The sequence below is a fragment of the Ewingella sp. C233 genome, from assembly GCF_055407225.1.
In genome coordinates this window covers 1-21,154 of the sequence record NZ_JBUZRI010000010.1, presented here as the reverse complement: position 1 = coordinate 21,154, position 21,154 = coordinate 1, and the positions used below count along the sequence as shown (strand labels likewise).

Sequence of the window (21,154 nt, the reverse complement as noted above, 5' to 3'; positions counted from 1 at the left end):
TCCTTATTCGTGATAACGGCGCGACAAGCTGTGGACAGCCTCCACAAACGCACCGGCATTTTCAGGTGGCACGTCCAGATGGATACCGTGCCCCAGATTAAAGACGTGCCCGTTACCTTTGCCGAAGCCAGACAAAATGGTTTCCACTTCCTGCTCAATGCGAACCGGCGCAGCGTAAAGCATAGACGGATCCATATTGCCTTGCAGGGCGACTTTATCTCCGACACGACGACGGGCATCTGCAATGTCGATCGTCCAGTCGAGACCGAGCGCATCACATCCCGTTGCAGCCATCGCTTCCAGCCACTGACCGCCACCTTTGGTAAACAAAGTCACCGGCACGCGGCGACCGTCATTTTCGCGGATCAGGCCATCAACGATCTTGTGCATATAGTTGAGAGAGAACTCGCGGTAGTCGCGGGGGGTGAGTACGCCGCCCCAGGTATCAAACACCATCACCGACTGAGCACCGGCTTTGATTTGCGCATTGAGATATAAAATCACGCTGTCAGCCAGTTTATCCAACAGCAGATGCAGCGTTGCCGGTTCGGCATACATCATCTTTTTGATTTTAGTGAACGCTTTGCTGCTGCCGCCTTCCACCATATAGGTCGCCAGCGTCCACGGGCTGCCGGAGAAGCCTATTAGCGGCACTTCGCCTTGCAGATTTTTACGAATGGTGCGCACGGCATTCATCACGTAGCCCAGTTCCATTTCCGGGTCCGGCACTGGCAGTTTTTCGACGTCAGCACGGCAGGTCAGCGGTGAAGAAAAACGCGGACCTTCGCCGTTCTCGAAATACAGACCTAAGCCCATGGCATCGGGAATAGTCAAAATATCAGAGAACAGGATCGCTGCGTCCAGAGGGAAACGACGCAGCGGCTGAAGAGTCACTTCGCAAGCCAGCTCAGCATTTTTGCACAGCGACATGAAGTCACCAGCCTGTGCGCGAGTCTCTTTGTACTCAGGCAAATAACGTCCTGCCTGGCGCATCATCCACACTGGCGTGACATCAACCGGCTGGCGCAATAAAGCGCGCAGGTAGCGATCGTTCTTCAACTCACTCATTGGGGTTTCCTTCATCATCTGCTGACCCGAATCTTCTGACCCGAAATAATCGGGCAGTATTGTAACACGCTAGATCTCACTGTCGCGCTCAGCCCGGCACAGAACCACGGTATCCTCGATCAGACGACGCGCGATGGTACCCGGAGGCGGCAACTGCGGCAGCGCATCAAACCGGTACCAGCCTGCATTGAGTAACTCTTTCGGGTCGTGCTTGATCTCACCGCTGTCGTAGTCTGCCATAAACGCCATCATCAGGGAGTTCGGGAACGGCCAGGGCTGCGAACTGACATACCGGACGTTTTTAACGCGCACGTTGCTCTCTTCCATCACTTCACGCGCGACGGTCTCTTCCAGAGTTTCGCCAACTTCGACAAACCCCGCCAGCACGGTGTGGATCCCATTACGGTGGCGGACATGCTGCGCCAGCAAAATCTCGTCGCCTTTACGGATAGCCACAATGATGCATGGCGCGATTTGCGGGTAATAACGTTCGCGGCAGTGCCCACACAGGGCAGCCCATTCGGTCTTGCTGACATGCATTTCGTGTCCGCAATAACCGCAGAACTTATGCGACCGGTAGAACTCGGCAAGCTGTACGCCACGCCCCACCAATTGGAATAAACCTCTTTCCTGATCAAGCAGTTGGCGGGCGGAAAGCATATGGTTATCCATTGGCTGGCGCACCAGCCAGACTGGTGATCCGTCCCACTCGCCAATCTGTCTTCCTGTTTTGCCGATCAGCAGGAATTCAGCCGCCTGGCCAAAAGGCAGCTCGCCCTGAGGCAACCAAAGTTTGCCTTCGTGGCTGATGACCCACCAGCCCTTATGTTGGTCTGTTATCTGTAATTCCATATTGTTGTTGCATAACCTCGACGAGACTGACAATCTGGTTTTCGGAAGTTAAATATTAGTAACCTTTAACGTTTTGGTTACTTTTCTCTCGCTCACGGAGTCAACCATGCTAAATCGTCTGGAAAGACTGACCCAACGCGTTGGTGGCAGTAATGAGTTTATCGACCAGTGGCTTCACGCACGCAAAGAGTTGTTAGTTTCTTATTGCACCCTCGTGGGTCTAAAGCCGAATAAAGAAAAGCATACCCCGCTAAACGAAAAAGCGCTGGATAACTTTTGCCATAATTTGGTGGACTATCTTTCCGCCGGCCATTTCCACCTTTATCAACGTATTATTGATGAAGTTGCCGGCATCGACAGTCCGAAAAAACTGATCGCGTCAAAAATTTACCCGGCCCTTGAGCTCAATACCGAAGCTATCATGGCTTTCCATGACAGTTATACCGAAAATGATATCGATGATGAGAATGCCTTTGCTTTTCATTATGCGCTATCTGACATCGGTGAGGCGCTGGATGCCCGTTTTATGCTCGAAGATCAGCTCATTACGCTGGCTTTCGACAAAGAAGAAGACGTGTTACCGCCGGTTGCCAATGAAGCAGCGATAGTACGCCCGGCGTGATTATGAGTATCAAATTTAAATAAATTCACACGCTAATAACCCTTCTGGGGTTGTAGTTGTTATATCGGCCTCCTATATTGGGGCTTCTTGTCGGAGTGCCTAGCGCATGATGTTCCTTACGGACGTTACGCCAGGCTGAGACCGTTAATTCGGGATCCGCGGAACCTGATCGGGTTAATACCCGCGAAGGGAACAAGAGTAATGTCATGCGTTTAGCGTCTTTGCGGCCCCGCACAACCACGGCCCCGATCCGCTTAACCGACCGTTTTTACTCCTGCCGTAAACCTCCAGACAAGCAATTTTCCATCACGTAACGTTTTTTATCATGAAAAACACGAGGAATTTGCTATGTCGAGTATTCAATCCAACACCCCTAAAAAGCCCGTTAACCGTCGCGAACAGCGGGCCGAAGCTCAGCAGTTTATCGACAGCCTGCAAGGCGTCGCTTTCCCAAACTCCAAACGGATTTATCTGCAAGGCACGCGCGCCGACGTGCAGGTACCAATGCGCGAAATTCAGCTCAGCCCGACGTTAATCAATGGCAGTAAAGACAACCCGCAATACGAAAACAACGAAGCGATTCCGGTGTATGACACCTCGGGTCCTTATGGCGATCCGGCTGCCATCCTCGATATACACACCGGGCTGAATAAGCTACGGGCAGAGTGGATCCAGGCGCGCAACGATACCGAAGTACTGCCTGAGGTCAGCTCCGGCTTTACTCAACAACGGCTGGCTGATGAAGGTCTGGATCACCTGCGCTTTGAGCATCTTCCCCGCCCGCGCAAAGCCGCCAAAGGCAAAAACGTCACCCAACTGCACTATGCCCGCAAAGGCATTATTACGCCCGAGATGGAGTTCATTGCCATCCGTGAAAATATGGGCCGTGAGCGAATTCGTGGGGAAGTGCTGCTGCAACAGCATCCGGGAGAGAGTTTTGGTGCCCACCTGCCCGCTAACATCACTCCTGAATTTGTCCGCCAGGAGGTGGCCGCAGGCCGGGCGATTATTCCGGCCAACATCAATCATTCCGAATCGGAACCGATGATTATCGGCCGCAATTTCCTGGTCAAAGTGAATGCTAATATCGGCAACTCGGCGGTGACTTCTTCCATCGAAGAGGAGGTCGAGAAGCTGGTGTGGTCCACGCGCTGGGGCGCTGACACCGTAATGGATCTCTCCACCGGTCGTTATATCCACGAAACCCGCGAATGGATCCTGCGTAACAGCCCGGTGCCCATTGGCACAGTACCGATCTATCAGGCACTGGAGAAAGTGAACGGCGTGGCGGAAGACCTGAACTGGGAGATGTTCCGCGACACACTGCTGGAACAAGCTGAGCAAGGGGTCGATTACTTCACCATCCACGCCGGTGTGCTGCTGCGCTACGTGCCGATGACTGCCAAGCGCCTGACCGGTATTGTGTCGCGTGGCGGTTCTATCATGGCGAAATGGTGCCTGTCGCATCATAAAGAGAGCTTCCTGTTTGAGCATTTCCGCGAAATCTGTGAAATCTGCGCCGCCTATGACGTCTCCCTCTCACTGGGCGACGGGTTGCGTCCGGGTTCTATTCAGGATGCTAACGATGAAGCCCAGTTTGCTGAACTGCGCACACTGGGCGAACTGACCAAAATCGCCTGGGAATATGACGTGCAGGTGATGATAGAAGGGCCGGGACATGTCCCAATGCAGATGATCCGACGCAATATGACCGAAGAGCTGGAGCACTGCCATGAAGCGCCGTTCTATACACTGGGGCCGCTAACCACGGATATCGCACCGGGCTACGATCATTTCACGTCAGGCATTGGCGCCGCCATGATTGGCTGGTTTGGCTGCGCCATGCTGTGTTATGTCACGCCAAAAGAGCATCTCGGCCTGCCGAACAAAGAAGACGTTAAGCAGGGTTTGATTACCTACAAAATCGCAGCACACGCCGCCGATTTGGCCAAAGGTCATCCGGGTGCGCAAATCCGCGATAACGCCATGTCCAAAGCGCGGTTTGAATTCCGCTGGGAAGACCAGTTCAATCTGGCTCTGGATCCGGCCACTGCCCGCGCTTACCACGATGAAACGCTGCCGCAGGAATCCGGCAAAGTTGCTCACTTCTGCTCGATGTGCGGCCCGAAATTCTGCTCAATGAAAATCACTCAGGAAGTTCGCGATTACGCCGCCGCGCTGGAAGCCAAAGCCCAGCCAATAGAACTGGTTGAATCCGGCATGGCGCAAATGTCGGCCGAATTCCGTTCACGCGGCAGCGAGCTTTATCACCCTGCCACGGAGATCAACAAATGAATCAGTCCGCTCAGCCCTTTCCTGCCGTTCCCTTCCATCTCGGTTTATATCCGGTCGTTGATACGGTGGAATGGATCGCCCGCCTGCTGGAAGCAGGGGTTAAAACGCTGCAACTGCGTGTAAAAGATTTACCCGATGAAGAAGTCGAGCCAGCAATTATCGAGGCCATCGCACTAGGGAAAAAATATCAGGCGCGGTTATTCATCAATGATTACTGGCGTCTGGCGGTAAAGCATCAGGCTTATGGCGTGCATCTGGGTCAGGAAGACTTGGATACTGCCGATCTTGAAGCCATCCGTCAGGCCGGTTTACGGCTGGGCGTTTCCACGCATGACGATGCTGAAATGGCGCGCGCTGTCGCCGTGAATCCGTCGTATATCGCCCTCGGTCATATTTTCCCGACGCAAACCAAAGATATGCCTTCGGCACCACAGGGGCTGAAAGAACTGACCCGACATACTAAGCAACTTGACGGCAGCTTCCCGACGGTGGCTATCGGCGGGATCAGCATTGAACGCGCGCCGTCTGTACTGGCGACCGGTGTCGGCAGTATTGCAGTGGTGAGCGCTATCACGCAAGCCGCTGACTGGCGTGCGGCCACCGCAGAACTGCTGGCACTCTGTGCCGCTTCGGCAGCGGATGATGTTTAACGACGCGGCTTTTATGCGCTACAGCCGCCAGTTGATGCTGGAGGAATTCGGCCCGCAGGCGCAGGAGAAATTGCAGGCGGCAAAAGTATTGATCGTCGGGCTCGGGGGGCTCGGCTCCCCGGCAGCCCTGTATCTGGCGGCGGCGGGGGTCGGCGCGTTAATGCTGGCCGACGATGACAAGCTCCATCTCACCAATCTTCAGCGGCAAATTCTCTACCGCACCGGAGACCTGGATCAGCCCAAAGCCACCGTGGCAAAGCGCGAATTACTGCGCCTGAATCCGCTGTGTGAAATCGTCGCCCTCACCGAAAGGCTGGCAGGCGACGGATTACGCACCGCCGTCGCAGGTGTCGATCTCGTTTTGGATTGCAGCGATAACATGGAAACGCGGCATGCCGTCAATCAGGCGTGCGTCGCTGCGGGCAAAACGTTGATCAGCGGAAGTGCCGTTGGATTCAGCGGTCAGTTACTGGTGATCGAATCGCCTTACGCTCACGGCTGCTATGCCTGCCTGTATCCCGATCAGGAAACCGTTCAGCGAAACTGCCGTACCTCCGGCGTCCTCGGGCCGGTTGTCGGTACCATCGGTACACTTCAGGCATTAGAAGCCCTGAAAATACTGGCAGGTTTATCCAGCACGCTGAGCGGGAAGCTGCGGCTGTTCGACGGAAAAACACAACACTGGCGTTCGCTGCAACTCACCCGCATCTCCTCCTGCGCAGTCTGCGGAGGTCACGCGTGAACATTCTTGTTAACGATGAGTCCCACTATTTTGCTGAACCGATAACACTGAATACTCTGCTCAGTCTGCTGTCTCTCAATTCCGCTGGCAGCGCGCTGGCGGTCAATCAGGTCATTATTCCTCGCGATAACTGGCCTTCTTACTTACTGAAAGACGGCGATCAGGTTTTGCTTTTTCAGGCGATAGCCGGAGGATGACATGTTAAAAATTGCTGATGCTAGGTTTACCTCACACCTGTTAACCGGAACAGGTAAGTTTTCCAGTGCACCCCTGATGCAACAGGCGCTGGCCGCTTCCGGTTCGCAATTAGTCACCATGGCGATGAAACGCGTTGACCTGCGCCGCGGCGGCGATGACATCCTTGCCCCCTTACAGGCGTTAGGCGTGCAGTTGCTGCCCAATACGTCTGGGGCGAAAACGGCCGAAGAAGCGGTATTTGCTGCACAACTGGCACGCGAGGCGCTGGGAACTGCATGGATCAAACTGGAAATTCATCCAGACGTGAAGTACCTGCTGCCCGACGCGGTTGAAACACTCAAAGCCGCCGAGATTCTGGTAAAGCAGGGATTCGTTGTTCTGCCTTATTGCGGCGCGGACCCCGTTCTCTGTAAACGCCTGGAGGAAGCGGGTTGCGCCGCCGTGATGCCACTTGGCGCACCGATAGGTTCGAACCAGGGCCTGCTAACCCGAGACTTTCTGCGCATTATCATCGAACAGGCGCGGATTCCGGTGATTGTCGATGCCGGTATTGGTGCGCCAAGCCAGGCGGCTGAAGCCATTGAAATGGGTGCCGATGCAGTTTTAGTTAACACCGCGATTGCCGTTGCCGGGGATCCGGTGGCGATGGCGATGGCATTTCGTCTGGCCGTAGAGGCCGGATCGCTGGCACGGCAAAGTGGTCTGGGCGGCAGGACGCGGCAAGCCAGCCCATCCAGCCCGCTGACCGGTTTCCTCAATACTGCGCAGACGATGCCATGAGCAATTTTACCGAAGTATGGTCAGCGCTCGGCTGGGATGACATCTCCCTGCGCATCAACAGTAAAACCACCGCTCATGTAGAACGGGCACTGAGCCGGGATAAACTCAGCCGCGACGATTTTATGGCGCTGATCTCTCCGGCAGCGCTGCCCTATCTGGAAGAGATGGCCCAACGCGCACAGCAGCTGACCCGCCAGCGTTTTGGCAATACGGTGAATTTCTTTGCACCGCTGTATTTATCCAATCTCTGCGCTAACGAATGTACTTATTGCGGCTTCTCGATGAGTAATAAGATTAAACGTAAAACGCTGAATGAAGATGAAATCAGACGCGAATGCGAGGCGCTGAACGCGTTAGGCTTCAAACATCTGTTGCTGGTCACCGGCGAGCACAAGACCAAGGTCGGGATGGACTATTTTCGTCAGCACTTCCCGACGATCCGCCGCCATTTTGATTCACTGATGATCGAAGTCCAGCCACTGGCGCAGGAGGAGTATGGTGAATTGAAAACGCTCGGACTGGATGGTGTGCTGGTTTATCAGGAGACGTATCATGCGTCGACTTATGCTCAGCATCATCTGCGTGGTCAAAAGCAGGACTTCTTCTGGCGACTGGAAACGCCAGACAGGCTCGGCCGGGCGGGAATCGACAAGATTGGGATCGGGGCGCTGTTTGGCCTTTCGGCCAGTTGGCGGACTGACAGTTATATGGTGGCGGAACATCTGCTGTATCTGCAAAAAACCTACTGGCAAAGTCGCTACTCGGTGGCTTTTCCACGTTTGCGCCCCTGTGCTGGCGGTATTGAACCCGCGTCGATCCTTGAGGAGAATCAGTTGGTACAACTGATTTGCGCCTTTCGCTTATTGGTTCCGGATGTCGAACTTTCATTGTCGACCAGAGAATCTCCGTATTTTCGCGATCACGTTGTTCCGCTGGCGATCAACACCGTCAGTGCCGGATCTAAAACGCAGCCCGGTGGTTACGCCGATAATGATCACCCGGAACTTGAGCAATTTTCGCCGCACGATGACCGTTCCCCACAGCAGGTATCAAACGCACTGATTCAGGCAGGGCTTCAGCCAGTATGGAAAGATTGGGACAGTTTTCTTGGGCGCGCCTCGCAATAAAATGATGCAGCATTGAGAGGGCAAATTCTTTTCTGAATCCAGATCGGCAGCCTGATTCAAAGTCCTCGCCCGTGCAGGCAGGAGTCAGTAATGTGCTTTTGCCGCTACACGTTCGTCAGTGGCCGGAGCCGTGATTCCTGGCTCCGCTTCCAAAACTGCCGCCATCTACTGACCTCATCCCCCAGTTTATGGCGGTACCTCTGAATTCTTCTTCTGATATATCACCGCCGAATTACATCCAAAAAAAAACCGCTCCCGTAGGAGCGGTTTTTAAGCAGTCAGATATCAGAGACGATTAATCGTCGCTGTTACCAAAACCGGCGTTCAGCAATTCAGCCAGGTTAGCCGTTGCTTCGTCCGCGCTAACTGGCGGTACAACCGGCACTTCGCCCTGAGCTTTACGGCGTGCACGTTCCTGATGATACGCGTAACCGGTACCGGCTGGGATCAGACGGCCAACGATGACGTTTTCTTTCAGGCCGCGCAGTTCATCACGTTTACCCGCAACAGCGGCTTCGGTAAGAACGCGCGTCGTTTCCTGGAACGATGCTGCAGAGATGAAGGACTCGGTCGCCAAGGAAGCCTTGGTGATACCGAGCAGGTCACGGCTAAATGTTGCCGTGATTTTGCCTTCAGCTTCCAGCTTACGGTTAGCGATTTTAACGCGAGACATTTCTGCCTGCTCGCCTTCCAGGAAGTCAGTGCCACCAGCGCTAACGATGGTGCCTTTACGCAACATCTGACGAACGATAACTTCGATGTGTTTATCGTTAATCTTAACGCCTTGCAGACGGTAAACTTCCTGCACTTCGTTGGTGATGTAGCGGGTAACCGCATGAACACCACGTAAACGCAGAATGTCGTGTGGAGATTCTGGGCCGTCGGATACGACGTCACCACGTTCCACAACTTCGCCTTCGAACACGTTCAACTGGCGCCATTTCGGGATCATTTCTTCGTAAGCATCGCTGCCATCTAACGGAGAAATTACCAGACGACGTTTGCCTTTGGTCTCTTTACCGAAGGAGATAATCCCGCTGATTTCAGCAAGGATTGCAGGCTCTTTCGGACGACGTGCTTCGAACAAGTCAGCAACACGTGGCAGACCACCGGTGATGTCCTTGGTACCGCCGGATTCCTGAGGAATACGCGCCAGGGTATCACCAGAGTGGATCTGAGTACCATCTTCCAGCTGTACAATCGCTTTACCTGGCAGGAAGTATTGAGCAGGCATATCTGTACCTGGGATCAATACGTCGTCGCCTTTGGCATCAACGATTTTCAGTGCCGGACGCAGATCTTTACCACTACCGGTACGTTCTGCAGAATCCAGAACAACCAGTGAAGACAAACCAGTTAAATCATCGGTCTGACGGGTAATGGTCTGGGTATCCACGATATCAGCAAAGCGGATGAAACCACTCACTTCACTGATAACTGGCATGGTGTGTGGATCCCAGTTAGCAACGGTCTCGCCGCCATTAACAGGTTGACCATCACCTTTGCCCATTACAGAACCGTAAGGCACTTTGTAACGTTCTTTGGTACGACCGAATTCGTCGATCAGTTTCAGTTCAGTGTTACGAGAAGTGATAACCAGTTTGCCGTTAGCATTAGTAACGTGCTTGTGGTTGCTCAGCTTAATCGTACCGGTGTTCTTAACCTGAATGCTGGATTCCGCTGCTGCACGAGATGCCGCACCACCGATGTGGAACGTACGCATCGTCAGCTGGGTACCCGGCTCACCGATGGACTGTGCTGCGATAACGCCCACTGCTTCACCTTTGTTGATGATGTGACCACGTGCCAGGTCGCGACCGTAGCAGTTTGCACACACACCAAAATCGGTTTCACAGCTTACGACTGAACGTACTTTCACGCTGTCGACAGAGTTCTCTTCTAACAGATCACACGTCTTCTCGTGAAGCAGGGTGTTACGTGGAACCAGGATATCCGCCGTACCCGGCTTGATGATATCTTCAGCAGTTACACGACCCAGAACGCGTTCGCGCAGTGGTTCTTTAACGTCGCCACCTTCGATGACCGGAGTCATCATGATGCCTTCGTGAGTACCACAGTCATCTTCGGTCACTACCAGATCCTGTGCCACGTCAACCAGACGACGGGTCAGATAACCGGAGTTCGCAGTTTTCAATGCGGTATCCGCCAAACCTTTACGAGCACCGTGAGTAGAGATGAAGTACTGGAGTACGTTCAGACCTTCACGGAAGTTCGCGGTGATTGGCGTTTCAATGATGGAACCATCCGGCTTAGCCATCAGGCCACGCATACCGGCCAGCTGACGAATCTGTGCTGCAGAACCACGCGCACCGGAGTCGGCCATCATAAAGATACTGTTGAAGGAAACTTGCTGTTCAACAACACCGTCACGGTTGACGACGTCTTCAACAGACAAGTTTTCCATCATTGCCTTAGCAACACGTTCGTTAGCTGCGGCCCAGATATCGATAACTTTGTTATAGCGTTCGCCCGCTGTTACCAGACCAGACTGGAACTGCTGCTGGATCTCTGCAACTTCGGTTTCGGCTTCTTCGATAATCTCTGCTTTCTTAGCAGGGATAACCATGTCATCGATACCGACTGACGCGCCTGAACGGGCAGCGTAAGCAAAACCGGTGTACATGATCTGGTCAGCAAAAATAACGGTCGGCTTCAGACCCAAAATGCGGTAACAGGTGTTCAGCATTTTGGAGATGGCTTTTTTACCTAACGGCTGGTTAACGATAGAGAACGGCAGACCTTTAGGTACGATCATCCATAAGATCGCACGGCCTACTGTTGTATCGATAATCGTCGTCTGGTGAATTGACTCGCCTTCAGTGTTCTTGATCTCTTCTGTAATACGCACTTTGACGCGCGCATGCAGGGAGGCAAGACCGGCGCGGTAAATGCGCTCAGCTTCTTTAGGACCCGTCAGAACCATGCCTTCGCCTTTGGCGTTAACACAGTCACGCGTCATGTAGTACAGACCCAATACAACGTCCTGAGAAGGAACGATGATTGGCTCGCCGTTCGCAGGTGACAGGATGTTGTTGGTAGACATCATCAACGCACGCGCTTCCAGCTGAGCTTCCAGCGTCAACGGTACGTGAACAGCCATCTGGTCACCATCGAAGTCGGCGTTATATGCCGCACAAACCAGCGGGTGCAGCTGAATTGCTTTACCTTCGATCAGAACAGGTTCAAACGCCTGGATACCCAAACGGTGCAGGGTTGGTGCACGGTTCAGCAGTACCGGGTGTTCGCGGATAACTTCGTCCAGGATATCCCAAACGACAGCTTCTTCGCGCTCAACCATTTTCTTAGCAGCTTTGATAGTGGTCGCGAGGCCACGCAGTTCCAGCTTGCCGTAGATGAACGGTTTGAACAGTTCCAGAGCCATTTTCTTCGGCAGACCACACTGGTGCAGACGCAGGTATGGACCTACGGTGATAACGGAACGACCAGAGTAGTCGACACGTTTACCCAGCAAGTTCTGACGGAAACGACCTTGTTTACCTTTAATCATGTCTGCCAGAGATTTCAGCGGACGCTTGTTAGAGCCGGTAATTGCACGACCGCGACGGCCATTATCCAGCAAAGCATCTACCGCTTCTTGCAGCATACGTTTTTCGTTACGTACGATGATGTCTGGCGCAGCCAGATCCAGCAGGCGTTTCAGACGGTTGTTACGGTTGATAACGCGACGGTACAGATCATTCAGATCCGACGTTGCGAAACGGCCGCCGTCCAACGGAACCAATGGACGCAAGTCTGGCGGCAATACCGGCAGCACGGTCAGGATCATCCACTCTGGTTTGTTACCAGACTGAACGAACGCTTCCAGCAGCTTGATACGCTTGGTCAGCTTCTTACGCTTGGTTTCGGAGTTGGTTTCGTTCAACTCTTCACGCAGCTGTTCGCATTCCGCTTCCAGATCCATGTTTTTCAACAGGGCCTGAATAGCTTCTGCGCCCATCTTGGCGTCAAACTCATCACCAAATTCTTCCAACGCGTCAAGATACTGCTCTTCAGTCAGGATCTGGCGTTTTTCGAGGTTGGTCATACCGCCTTCGATAACCACATAGGATTCGAAGTACAGTACACGTTCGATATCACGCAGTGGCATATCCAGCAACAAACCAATGCGCGAAGGCAAGGATTTCAGGAACCAGATGTGTGCAGTTGGAGAAGCCAGTTCGATGTGGCCCATACGCTCACGGCGTACTTTAGTTTGGGTCACTTCAACGCCGCACTTCTCGCAGATCACGCCACGATGTTTTAAACGCTTGTACTTACCGCACAGGCATTCGTAATCTTTTACTGGTCCGAAAATACGGGCACAGAAAAGGCCGTCACGTTCTGGTTTGAACGTACGGTAGTTAATGGTTTCTGGCTTCTTAACTTCACCAAAAGACCAAGAACGGATCATGTCTGGCGAGGCCAGAGCAATTTTGATCGCATCAAACTCTTCGGTTTTAGTTTGCGCTTTCAGAAACTTTAGTAAGTCTTTCACGGATTAGCTCCCGTCGGGTTAGACCTGTTAGGCACCTGCTGTCTATTGCTAAACAGGCAGGTGCCCCTGTGATCAGTGCGAATTCGAGTACTTACTCGTCTTCCAGCTCGATGTTGATACCCAGAGAGCGGATTTCTTTCAACAATACGTTGAAGGATTCCGGCATGCCTGGTTCCATCCGGTGATCGCCATCCACGATGTTTTTATACATCTTGGTACGGCCGTTCACGTCATCGGACTTAACAGTCAGCATTTCCTGCAGGGTATACGCGGCACCGTATGCTTCCAGTGCCCACACTTCCATCTCACCGAAGCGCTGACCACCGAACTGTGCTTTACCACCCAGCGGCTGCTGAGTAACAAGGCTGTAAGAGCCGGTAGAACGCGCATGCATCTTATCGTCAACCAGGTGGTTCAGTTTCAGCATGTACATGTAGCCGACGGTAACCTGGCGCTCAAATTGCTCGCCGGTACGGCCGTCAAACAGTGTGATCTGGCCAGAGGTTGGGATTCCGCCCATTTCAAGCAGCTGCTTGATCTCTGTCTCTTTCGCACCATCGAAGACTGGCGTTGCGATTGGCATGCCTTTCTTCAGATTTTCAGCCAGACGCAGAACTTCATCGTCGGTGAAGGTGCTCAGATCAACTTTCTGACGAACATCGTCGCCCAGGTCATAAGCTTTCTGGATGAACTCGCGCAGCTTGGAAACTTCTTCATGTTTCTTCAGCATCGCATTGATTTTTTCACCAATGCCTTTCGCGGCCATACCCAGGTGGGTTTCCAGAATCTGACCAATGTTCATACGGGATGGAACGCCCAGCGGGTTCAGTACGATGTCAACCGGCGTACCGTCTACATCGTAAGGCATATCTTCGATCGGGTTGATCTTGGAGATAACACCTTTGTTACCGTGACGACCAGCCATTTTGTCACCAGGCTGAATCTGACGCTTAACGGCCAGATACACTTTAACGATTTTCAGCACACCTGGTGCCAGGTCATCGCCCTGAGTGATTTTACGACGCTTCGCTTCGAGTTTTTTCTCAAACACGGATTTCAGTTCGTCGTACTGTTCGGCCAGCTGTTCCAACTGGTTTTGTTTGTCTTCGTCGGTCAGTGACAGTTCAAGCCAACGATCGCGTGGTAATTTGCCAAGCTTATCGGCTTCAACGCCGCCAGCAACCAGAGCAGACTGGATACGTGCAAACAGACCAGCTTCCAGGATCTGCAGCTCTTCAGTCAGGTCTTTCTTCGCCTGCTTCAGCTGCATTTCTTCGATTTCCAACGCACGCTTGTCTTTTTCCACGCCATCGCGGGTGAAGACCTGCACGTCGATAACCGTACCGGAAACGCCGTTTGGAACACGCAGAGAAGAGTCTTTAACGTCAGACGCTTTCTCACCGAAGATCGCACGCAGCAATTTCTCTTCCGGGGTCAGCTGGGTTTCGCCTTTAGGCGTTACCTTACCAACCAGAATGTCGCCACCGGTCACTTCAGCACCGATATACACGATACCGGATTCATCCAGTTTAGAGAGCGCTGCTTCACCCACGTTAGGGATGTCAGCCGTGATCTCTTCAGGCCCTAACTTGGTGTCGCGGGACACACATGCCAGTTCCTGGATATGGATAGTGGTAAAGCGATCTTCCTGAACCACACGCTCGGAAACCAAGATGGAGTCTTCGAAGTTGTAACCGTTCCAAGGCATGAACGCGACACGCATGTTCTGACCCAGTGCCAGTTCGCCCAGATCTGTTGACGGACCATCTGCCAGCACGTCACCGCGCTCGATTGGCTCGCCCAGATTTACACACGGCATCTGGTTGATGCAGGTGTTCTGGTTAGAACGGGTGTACTTAGTCAGGTTATAAATGTCGATACCTGCTTCGCCCGGGTACATCTCTTCTTCGTTAACACGAATAACGATACGAGATGCATCCACGTACTGAACAGTACCACCACGTTTGGCTACGGCAGTGACACCGGAGTCAACCGCTACAGCACGTTCCATACCGGTACCCACCAGCGGCTTGTCAGCACGCAGAGTAGGTACAGCCTGACGTTGCATGTTCGCACCCATCAATGCACGGTTGGCGTCATCGTGTTCCAGGAATGGAATCAGAGAAGCACCAACGGATACGATCTGCTGGGTGGAAACGTCCATGTAGTCAACCTGATCGCGGCTGAACAGGCTGGATTCGCCTTTGCTACGACAAGTGACCAGGTCTTCCAGGAAGCGGCCTTCTTCGTCCAGGTTGGAGTTCGCCTGAGCGATTACGAAGTTGCCTTCTTCAATGGCAGACAGGTAGTTAATCTCATCGGTAACCATACCTTCACGCACACGGCGGTAAGGGGTTTCCAGGAAACCATACTCATTGGTCTGCGCATAGACAGACAAGGAGTTGATCAGACCGATGTTTGGACCTTCTGGCGTTTCGATTGGACATACACGACCGTAGTGAGTCGGGTGTACGTCTCGAACTTCAAAGCCAGCACGCTCACGGGTCAAACCGCCCGGGCCCAATGCAGAGATACGACGTTTGTGCGTGATCTCAGACAACGGGTTGTTCTGGTCCATAAATTGTGACAGCTGGCTTGAGCCGAAGAACTCTTTCACCGCAGCCGAAATCGGCTTAGCGTTGATCATGTCCTGAGGCATCAGAGTATCGAGGTCGCCAAGAGACAGACGCTCTTTAACCGCACGCTCAACACGAACCAAACCTACACGGAATTGGTTTTCAGCCATTTCGCCGACAGAACGAATACGACGGTTGCCCAAGTGGTCAATATCATCCACTTCGCCCTGGCCGTTACGAATGCCGATCAGCTTTCTCATTACCTGGATGATGTCATCTTTGCTCAGGATACCTGAACCTTCGATTTCATCACGCAACAGAGAACGGTTGAATTTCATACGACCAACAGCAGACAGGTCGTAACGATCTTCAGAGAAGAACAGGTTCTCAAACAGGCTTTCAGCAGCTTCGCGAGTTGGCGGTTCACCAGGACGCATCATGCGGTAGATCTCAACCAATGCGCTCAAGCGATCGCTGGTTGGGTCGACACGGATGGTCTCGGACATGTACGCGCCATGATCGAGATCGTTGGTGAACAGCGTTTCAATCGTTTTGTGTCCGGCCTGGCTCAGTTTAGCCAGTAAATCCAGAGACAATTCCATGTTCGCAGGGACAATCAGCTCACCGGTATTAGTGTCGATGTAGTCTTTAGCAACTACTTTCCCTGCGATGTACTCAACAGGAACTTCGATGCGCTGAATGTCGTCTTTCTCAAGCTGACGAATATGGCGAGCGGTGATACGGCGGCCTTTCTCGATGTAGACTTTACCGTCAGCTTCGATATCAAAGGAAGCAGTTTCACCACGCAGGCGCTCAGGTACCAGCTCCATCTGCAACTTATTGTCGCGGATCTGGTAAGTCACCTTTTCAAAGAACAGGTCAAGGATCTGCTCAGTGGTATAGCTTAATGCACGCAATATGATGGTCGCTGGCAGTTTGCGGCGACGGTCAATACGTACAAACAGGTTATCTTTCGGGTCGAACTCGAAATCTAACCATGAACCGCGATAAGGGATGATACGTGCGTTGTACAGCACTTTACCCGAGGAGTGGGTTTTACCCTTATCACTGTCAAAGAATACGCCTGGACTACGGTGAAGCTGAGATACGATAACCCTCTCAGTACCGTTAATCACAAAGGTACCATTTTCGGTCATGAGCGGTATTTCGCCCATATAGACTTCTTGTTCCTTGATGTCTTTGACCGTACCTTCTGGTGCTTCACGCTCGTAGATAACCAGACGCAGTTTCACACGCAGTGGCGCGGAGAAAGTTACACCACGGATCTGGCATTCTTTAACGTCGAATACTGGCTCACCAAGACGGTAGCTAACGTATTGCAGCTCAGAATTACCGCTGTAGCTTTTGATTGGAAATACAGAACGGAATGCAGCTTCCAAACCGTGCTGGCCTTCCGGATCTTGCTCGATAAACTTCTGGAACGAGTCAAGCTGGATAGAAAGGAGAAAGGGAATGTCCAAGACTTGTGGACGTTTACCAAAATCCTTACGAATGCGTTTTTTCTCGGTATAGGAGTAAACCATAGGGTTCCTCAGCTCGCTGATCAGTGACCCAATCTTGTCTGCCCTGGGAAGGACAGTTCATGCAACACCGTTTATGTCGACCGGAAAGCAGAAACGCTTCCCGCAATATCTGTTTCTATCACTCTTAAATCATTTCGTTGCGCATTATCTATGGATGAGCCATAGCAAGCGGCAGCAATATATTAAGGCGTATCAAGAAGAGATATTAGAGTAGTTCAGTGCTCAAACAGTGTGAAACACCACTGATACTCTATAGCGCAAAAAGGCTGGTGACTAAAAAGTCACCAGCCATCAGTCTGTTAGGACAGACTGCACTCCGGGAAGTTAAACTTACTTAACTTCAACAGAAGCACCAGCTTCTTCCAGAGATTTTTTCAGGGCTTCAGCGTCGTCTTTGCTGATGCCTTCTTTCAGAGCTGCTGGAGCAGACTCAACCAGGTCTTTTGCTTCTTTCAGACCCAGGCCAGTCGCGGTGCGAACAGCTTTGATAACTGCAACTTTGTTCGCGCCAACAGCGGCCAGAACAACGTCGAATTCAGTTTTTTCTTCAACAGCTTCAGCAGCAGCAGCAGGACCTGCAACAGCAGCAGCAGCAGAAACGCCGAATTTTTCTTCCATAGCGGAGATCAGTTCAACGATTTCCATTACAGACAGAGCTGCAACGCCTTCAATGATTTGTTCTTTAGTGATTGACATTTCAAGTGTTCCTAGAATTCAGAAATAGTTTATACGTAAGCAAATGAACGAGAAAAGAAAGGCTGATTAAGCAGCTTCTTTCTGATCGCGTACTGCAGCGAGAGTGCGAACCAATTTGCCAGCAGCGGCTTCTTTCATGGTTGCCATCAGGCGTGCGATTGCTTCATCGTAAGTAGGCAGAGTTGCCAAGCGGTCGATTTGAGCCGCAGAGATAAACTCACCTTCAAAGGCCGCAGCTTTAACCTCGAATTTTGCATTCGCTTTCGCGAAATCTTTGAACAGACGGGCAGCAGCGCCTGGATGTTCAGAAGAAAATGCAATCAAGGTTGGACCAACAAACGTGTCTTTCAGGCACTCAAACTGAGTACCTTCAACGACGCGGCGCATCAAGGTGTTGCGAACAACACGCATGTAAACGCCAGCTTCACGACCTGCTTTACGCAGTTCAGTCATTTTATCTACAGTTACGCCACGGGAATCCGCAACAACCGCAGACAGCGCGCCTTTGGCTACTTCCATGACTTCAGCAACAATCGCTTGTTTGTCTTGAAGATTTAATGCCATTAGCTTTTTGCTCCTGGATTTAGCCGGGGAAAATCCCCGGAACTCACATCGCTTGTTACCGAGATCGATATCAAGCGTTCAAACACGGTGAGCAGAGAATCCAGCAAAGACAATTCATATTCTTTATTAAAAAACAAAGAAAAACTTTCTTCAGGCTCTGTCACCGTCTACGCAGGAAGGATTAAGTCCGTTGCCGGACACCTGCGGTCTTGGACGGAGGCCTGGATAGGCCAGGCTCCAACCGAAAATTCTTGGTTTCGCGTTAACGAAACAACGGGCCATAGATTCTAGACAAATCTACCGCCCGCGTAAAGCGATAAAAGCAGGGAGCTAATTAGTTAGCTACTGCGTTCAGGCCGCTTTGATCAACAGAAACACCGGCGCCCATGGTAGTGGACAGGGTAACTTTCTTGATGAAAACGCCTTTAGCCTGAGAAGGCTTCGCTTTTTTCAGTGCAACCAACAGAGCTTCCAGGTTTTCTTTCAGCTTGTCGGATTCGAAATCAACCTTACCAATAGTGGTATGGATGATACCGTTTTTGTCGTTACGATAACGAACCTGACCCGCTTTAGCATTCTTAACTGCTTCAGCAACGTTAGGGGTTACAGTACCAACTTTCGGGTTAGGCATCAGGCCACGTGGACCCAGAACCTGACCCAATTGACCTACAACGCGCATTGCATCAGGAGATGCGATAACAACGTCAAAGTTCATTTCGCCTTTCTTAATCTGGTCAGCCAGATCTTCCATACCTACCAGCTCAGCGCCTGCAGCTTTAGCAGCTTCAGCGTTTGCACCTTGGGCGAAGACGGCAACGCGAACAGAACGACCGGTGCCGTTAGGCAGAACGGTAGCACCACGAACGTTTTGATCTGATTTACGTGCATCGATACCGAGATTAACGGCAACATCTACACTTTCAACGAATTTAGCGGTGGCCAGCTCTTTGAGCAGTGCAACAGCTTCGTTGATGTCATATTGTTTAGTAACATCAACTTTGTCACGGATCACGCGCATGCGCTTGGTCAGCTTAGCCATTTATTAATCCTCCACTACCAGGCCCATGGAACGAGCAGTACCTTCGATGGAGCGCGCCATGGCTTCCACGTCAGAACCAGTCATGTCCGCAGCTTTGGTTTCTGCGATTTCACGAACCTGAGCAGTCGTTACTTTACCCACTTTGTCTTTGTTCGGCTTGCCAGAACCAGACTTGATACCAGCCGCTTTCTTCAGCAGTACTGCTGCTGGAGGCGTTTTGGTAACGAAGGTGAAAGAACGGTCAGAGTAAACGGTAATAACAACAGGGATCGGCAGGCCTTTCTCAACGCTTTCAGTCTTAGCGTTGAATGCTTTACAGAATTCCATGATGTTCACGCCTTGTTGACCCAATGCTGGACCAACTGGCGGACTTGGGTTTGCCATACCAGCTGCAACTTGCAGCTTGACGTAGGCTTGTACTTTCTTAGCCATGGTAAATATCCTCGTTTGGGTGATATCGCCTGTTTGAAGAGGCTCCCCGTTATTTGCAGTACTTGATTCTTTATGTTTTACCTGCAGAATCTGCACATAAAAACAAAAGGCGCGAAATTATAGTTTAATTTCGCGCCTTGCACAACATCTGTTCGAATCGATATTGAAAGAGTTGTTAGCCTTTTTCTACTTGACCGAAGTCCAGTTCAACAGGCGTTGCACGCCCGAAGATGGAAACAGAGACTTTCAGGCGGCTTTTCTCGTAATCCACTTCTTCAACCACACCGTTAAAGTCTGCAAATGGACCATCGCTAACGCGGACCAATTCACCTGGCTCAAACATTGTTTTAGGACGTGGCTTATCACCGGCTTGCTGCAGGCGATTCATGATAGCGTCAACTTCTTTATCGCTGATTGGCGCAGGGCGGTCAGAAGTACCGCCAATGAAGCCCATCACACGAGGAACGCTACGCACTAAGTGCCAACTGGCGTCATTCATCACCATTTGAACCAGCACATAACCTGGGAAGAATTTACGCTCGCTTTTACGGCGTTGACCACCACGGATTTCAACCACTTCTTCCGTAGGAACCATTACCTCACCGAACAGCTCTTCCATGTCGTGCAATTTGATGTGCTCACGCAGCGATTGCGCTACGCGGCCTTCAAAGCCGGAAAACGCCTGAACGACGTACCAACGTTTTTTAGGTGCTTCAGACATTTTAGAACCTCAAGCCAGTGATAAAAGATACCAGGCGGACCAGAATTCCATCCAGCCCCCACAGAATCAGCGACATGACGGCAGTTACCGCAGCAACGATCAGTGTGGTATGCAATGTTTCCTGGCGTGTAGGCCAAATTACTTTACGTACTTCAGTACGCGCTTCGCGCGCAAATGCTACTGTCGCTTTGCCTTTAGTCGTCAATAATGCCACCGCACCTGCAATAGCAATAATAACAACCACTGCCAGCGCACGTAACGGCAGGCTGTATGCACGGTAATAATAGTTACCGACAATAGCTACGACCAACAAAACGGCAACAACTACCCACTTTACCGCTTCCAGGCCGCGCCCGCTCCCTTGAGCCTCGGTATTCGCACTCATAAACCAACCCGTCACAATGATTCAGAACAAACAACTTTGCCTCGCATTGCGAGGCAAACCAAACCGATCGATGCTCTACAGTGAGCGCAACTCGGTGTTTTACGCTATATCTCAGAGCCTATCTCACCAATGATTATGACGTATAAATCGCTGATGAGATAGGTTCTCACGCCACAGCGTAGAAAAGGGCATCGAATGATGCCCTTTTAGTGTGTCTTGCGTCAACGTAAAGTGACAAAAAAGTATCCGCGATTAAGCGATAACTTTAGCAACAACACCAGCACCAACAGTACGGCCGCCTTCACGGATTGCGAAACGCAAGCCGTCATCCATCGCGATTGGATGGA

18 protein-coding genes and 1 riboswitch are annotated in these 21,154 nt (G+C 51.8%); of the genes, 7 read left to right on the top strand and 11 right to left on the bottom strand.

The window, feature by feature from the left end; all coding sequences use genetic code 11:
- Window positions 1-3: 3 nt before the first annotated feature.
- Both hemE and nudC read right to left on the bottom strand, forming a co-directional pair.
- A complete protein-coding gene (gene hemE, locus ACZRKO_RS22315; RefSeq protein ID WP_463739298.1) occupies window positions 4-1,068 on the bottom strand; it encodes a uroporphyrinogen decarboxylase in 1,065 nt (354 codons plus the stop codon).
- A 69-nt stretch (window positions 1,069-1,137) separates the two neighbouring features.
- Window positions 1,138-1,920: an NAD(+) diphosphatase gene (nudC, locus tag ACZRKO_RS22310; protein WP_463739297.1), complete on the bottom strand. Its 783-nt coding sequence runs from the start codon at window positions 1,918-1,920 to the stop codon at window positions 1,138-1,140.
- Window positions 1,921-2,026: 106 nt separating this feature from the next.
- Between nudC and rsd the strand changes: the two genes are divergently transcribed.
- From rsd to thiH, 7 genes are all read left to right on the top strand, one after another.
- On the top strand, window positions 2,027-2,542 hold the full coding sequence (gene rsd, locus ACZRKO_RS22305) for a sigma D regulator (protein ID WP_463739296.1): 516 nt from the start codon (window positions 2,027-2,029) through the stop codon (window positions 2,540-2,542).
- Between the two features lie 81 nt (window positions 2,543-2,623).
- Window positions 2,624-2,751, top strand: a riboswitch (TPP riboswitch).
- A gap of 139 nt (window positions 2,752-2,890) precedes the next feature.
- Window positions 2,891-4,837: a phosphomethylpyrimidine synthase ThiC gene (thiC, locus tag ACZRKO_RS22300; RefSeq protein ID WP_463739295.1), complete on the top strand. Its 1,947-nt coding sequence runs from the start codon at window positions 2,891-2,893 to the stop codon at window positions 4,835-4,837.
- Complete coding sequence (thiE, locus tag ACZRKO_RS22295; RefSeq protein WP_463739294.1) at window positions 4,834-5,487, top strand: thiamine phosphate synthase; 654 nt, start codon at window positions 4,834-4,836, stop codon at window positions 5,485-5,487. Before thiC ends, thiE begins: the two co-directional genes overlap by 4 nt.
- Window positions 5,480-6,229, top strand: a complete 750-nt coding sequence (locus tag ACZRKO_RS22290; RefSeq protein WP_463739304.1) for a HesA/MoeB/ThiF family protein — start codon at window positions 5,480-5,482, stop codon at window positions 6,227-6,229. The genes thiE and ACZRKO_RS22290 overlap by 8 nt, the downstream gene beginning before the upstream one ends.
- Complete coding sequence (gene thiS, locus ACZRKO_RS22285) at window positions 6,226-6,426, top strand: sulfur carrier protein ThiS (protein ID WP_463739293.1); 201 nt, start codon at window positions 6,226-6,228, stop codon at window positions 6,424-6,426. Before ACZRKO_RS22290 ends, thiS begins: the two co-directional genes overlap by 4 nt.
- A gap of 1 nt (window position 6,427) precedes the next feature.
- Entirely contained in the window at window positions 6,428-7,207 is a 780-nt protein-coding gene (locus ACZRKO_RS22280; protein ID WP_463739292.1) for a thiazole synthase, read from the top strand.
- Window positions 7,204-8,334 (top strand): 2-iminoacetate synthase ThiH, encoded by a 1,131-nt coding sequence (thiH, locus tag ACZRKO_RS22275; protein ID WP_463739291.1) that lies wholly within the window; start codon window positions 7,204-7,206, stop codon window positions 8,332-8,334. Before ACZRKO_RS22280 ends, thiH begins: the two co-directional genes overlap by 4 nt.
- A gap of 295 nt (window positions 8,335-8,629) precedes the next feature.
- Here thiH and rpoC read toward each other — a convergent pair whose 3' ends face one another.
- The 9 genes from rpoC to ACZRKO_RS22230 all read right to left on the bottom strand — a co-directional run.
- Entirely contained in the window at window positions 8,630-12,850 is a 4,221-nt protein-coding gene (gene rpoC / locus ACZRKO_RS22270) for a DNA-directed RNA polymerase subunit beta' (protein WP_463739290.1), read from the bottom strand.
- A gap of 91 nt (window positions 12,851-12,941) precedes the next feature.
- Window positions 12,942-16,970, bottom strand: a complete 4,029-nt coding sequence (rpoB, locus tag ACZRKO_RS22265) for a DNA-directed RNA polymerase subunit beta (RefSeq protein ID WP_463739289.1) — start codon at window positions 16,968-16,970, stop codon at window positions 12,942-12,944.
- 330 nt (window positions 16,971-17,300) lie between these two features.
- Window positions 17,301-17,666, bottom strand: coding sequence for a 50S ribosomal protein L7/L12 (gene rplL, locus ACZRKO_RS22260; protein ID WP_013577410.1), 366 nt, complete (start codon window positions 17,664-17,666; stop codon window positions 17,301-17,303).
- Window positions 17,667-17,732: 66 nt separating this feature from the next.
- Window positions 17,733-18,230, bottom strand: coding sequence for a 50S ribosomal protein L10 (rplJ, locus tag ACZRKO_RS22255; RefSeq protein WP_034795004.1), 498 nt, complete (start codon window positions 18,228-18,230; stop codon window positions 17,733-17,735).
- Between the two features lie 334 nt (window positions 18,231-18,564).
- Window positions 18,565-19,269: a 50S ribosomal protein L1 gene (gene rplA / locus ACZRKO_RS22250; protein ID WP_463739288.1), complete on the bottom strand. Its 705-nt coding sequence runs from the start codon at window positions 19,267-19,269 to the stop codon at window positions 18,565-18,567.
- A gap of 3 nt (window positions 19,270-19,272) precedes the next feature.
- Complete coding sequence (rplK, locus tag ACZRKO_RS22245; RefSeq protein WP_034794998.1) at window positions 19,273-19,701, bottom strand: 50S ribosomal protein L11; 429 nt, start codon at window positions 19,699-19,701, stop codon at window positions 19,273-19,275.
- Window positions 19,702-19,876: 175 nt separating this feature from the next.
- Entirely contained in the window at window positions 19,877-20,422 is a 546-nt protein-coding gene (nusG, locus tag ACZRKO_RS22240; RefSeq protein WP_463739287.1) for a transcription termination/antitermination protein NusG, read from the bottom strand.
- Between the two features lies 1 nt (window position 20,423).
- Window positions 20,424-20,807 carry a preprotein translocase subunit SecE gene (gene secE, locus ACZRKO_RS22235; protein WP_463739286.1) on the bottom strand — a complete coding sequence of 128 codons (384 nt, stop codon included), beginning with the start codon at window positions 20,805-20,807 and terminating at the stop codon, window positions 20,424-20,426.
- Window positions 20,808-21,059: 252 nt separating this feature from the next.
- On the bottom strand, window positions 21,060-21,154 hold a 95-nt coding region (locus ACZRKO_RS22230; protein WP_072264976.1), incomplete at its 5' end, for an EF-Tu C-terminal domain-related protein.

Bases quoted from the DNA above. Each gene is read 5' to 3' on its own strand.
- hemE (WP_463739298.1), bottom strand. From the start codon at position 1,068: ATGAGTGAGTTGAAGAACGATCGCTACCTGCGCGCTTTATTGCGCCAG.
- nudC (WP_463739297.1), bottom strand. From the start codon at position 1,920: ATGGAATTACAGATAACAGACCAACATAAGGGCTGGTGGGTCATCAGC.
- rsd (WP_463739296.1), top strand. From the start codon at position 2,027: ATGCTAAATCGTCTGGAAAGACTGACCCAACGCGTTGGTGGCAGTAAT.
- thiC (WP_463739295.1), top strand. From the start codon at position 2,891: ATGTCGAGTATTCAATCCAACACCCCTAAAAAGCCCGTTAACCGTCGC.
- thiE (WP_463739294.1), top strand. From the start codon at position 4,834: ATGAATCAGTCCGCTCAGCCCTTTCCTGCCGTTCCCTTCCATCTCGGT.
- ACZRKO_RS22290 (WP_463739304.1), top strand. From the start codon at position 5,480: ATGTTTAACGACGCGGCTTTTATGCGCTACAGCCGCCAGTTGATGCTG.
- ACZRKO_RS22280 (WP_463739292.1), top strand. From the start codon at position 6,428: ATGTTAAAAATTGCTGATGCTAGGTTTACCTCACACCTGTTAACCGGA.
- thiH (WP_463739291.1), top strand. From the start codon at position 7,204: ATGAGCAATTTTACCGAAGTATGGTCAGCGCTCGGCTGGGATGACATC.
- rpoB (WP_463739289.1), bottom strand. From the start codon at position 16,970: ATGGTTTACTCCTATACCGAGAAAAAACGCATTCGTAAGGATTTTGGT.
- rplL (WP_013577410.1), bottom strand. From the start codon at position 17,666: ATGTCAATCACTAAAGAACAAATCATTGAAGGCGTTGCAGCTCTGTCT.
- rplJ (WP_034795004.1), bottom strand. From the start codon at position 18,230: ATGGCATTAAATCTTCAAGACAAACAAGCGATTGTTGCTGAAGTCATG.
- rplA (WP_463739288.1), bottom strand. From the start codon at position 19,269: ATGGCTAAGCTGACCAAGCGCATGCGCGTGATCCGTGACAAAGTTGAT.
- rplK (WP_034794998.1), bottom strand. From the start codon at position 19,701: ATGGCTAAGAAAGTACAAGCCTACGTCAAGCTGCAAGTTGCAGCTGGT.
- nusG (WP_463739287.1), bottom strand. From the start codon at position 20,422: ATGTCTGAAGCACCTAAAAAACGTTGGTACGTCGTTCAGGCGTTTTCC.
- secE (WP_463739286.1), bottom strand. From the start codon at position 20,807: ATGAGTGCGAATACCGAGGCTCAAGGGAGCGGGCGCGGCCTGGAAGCG.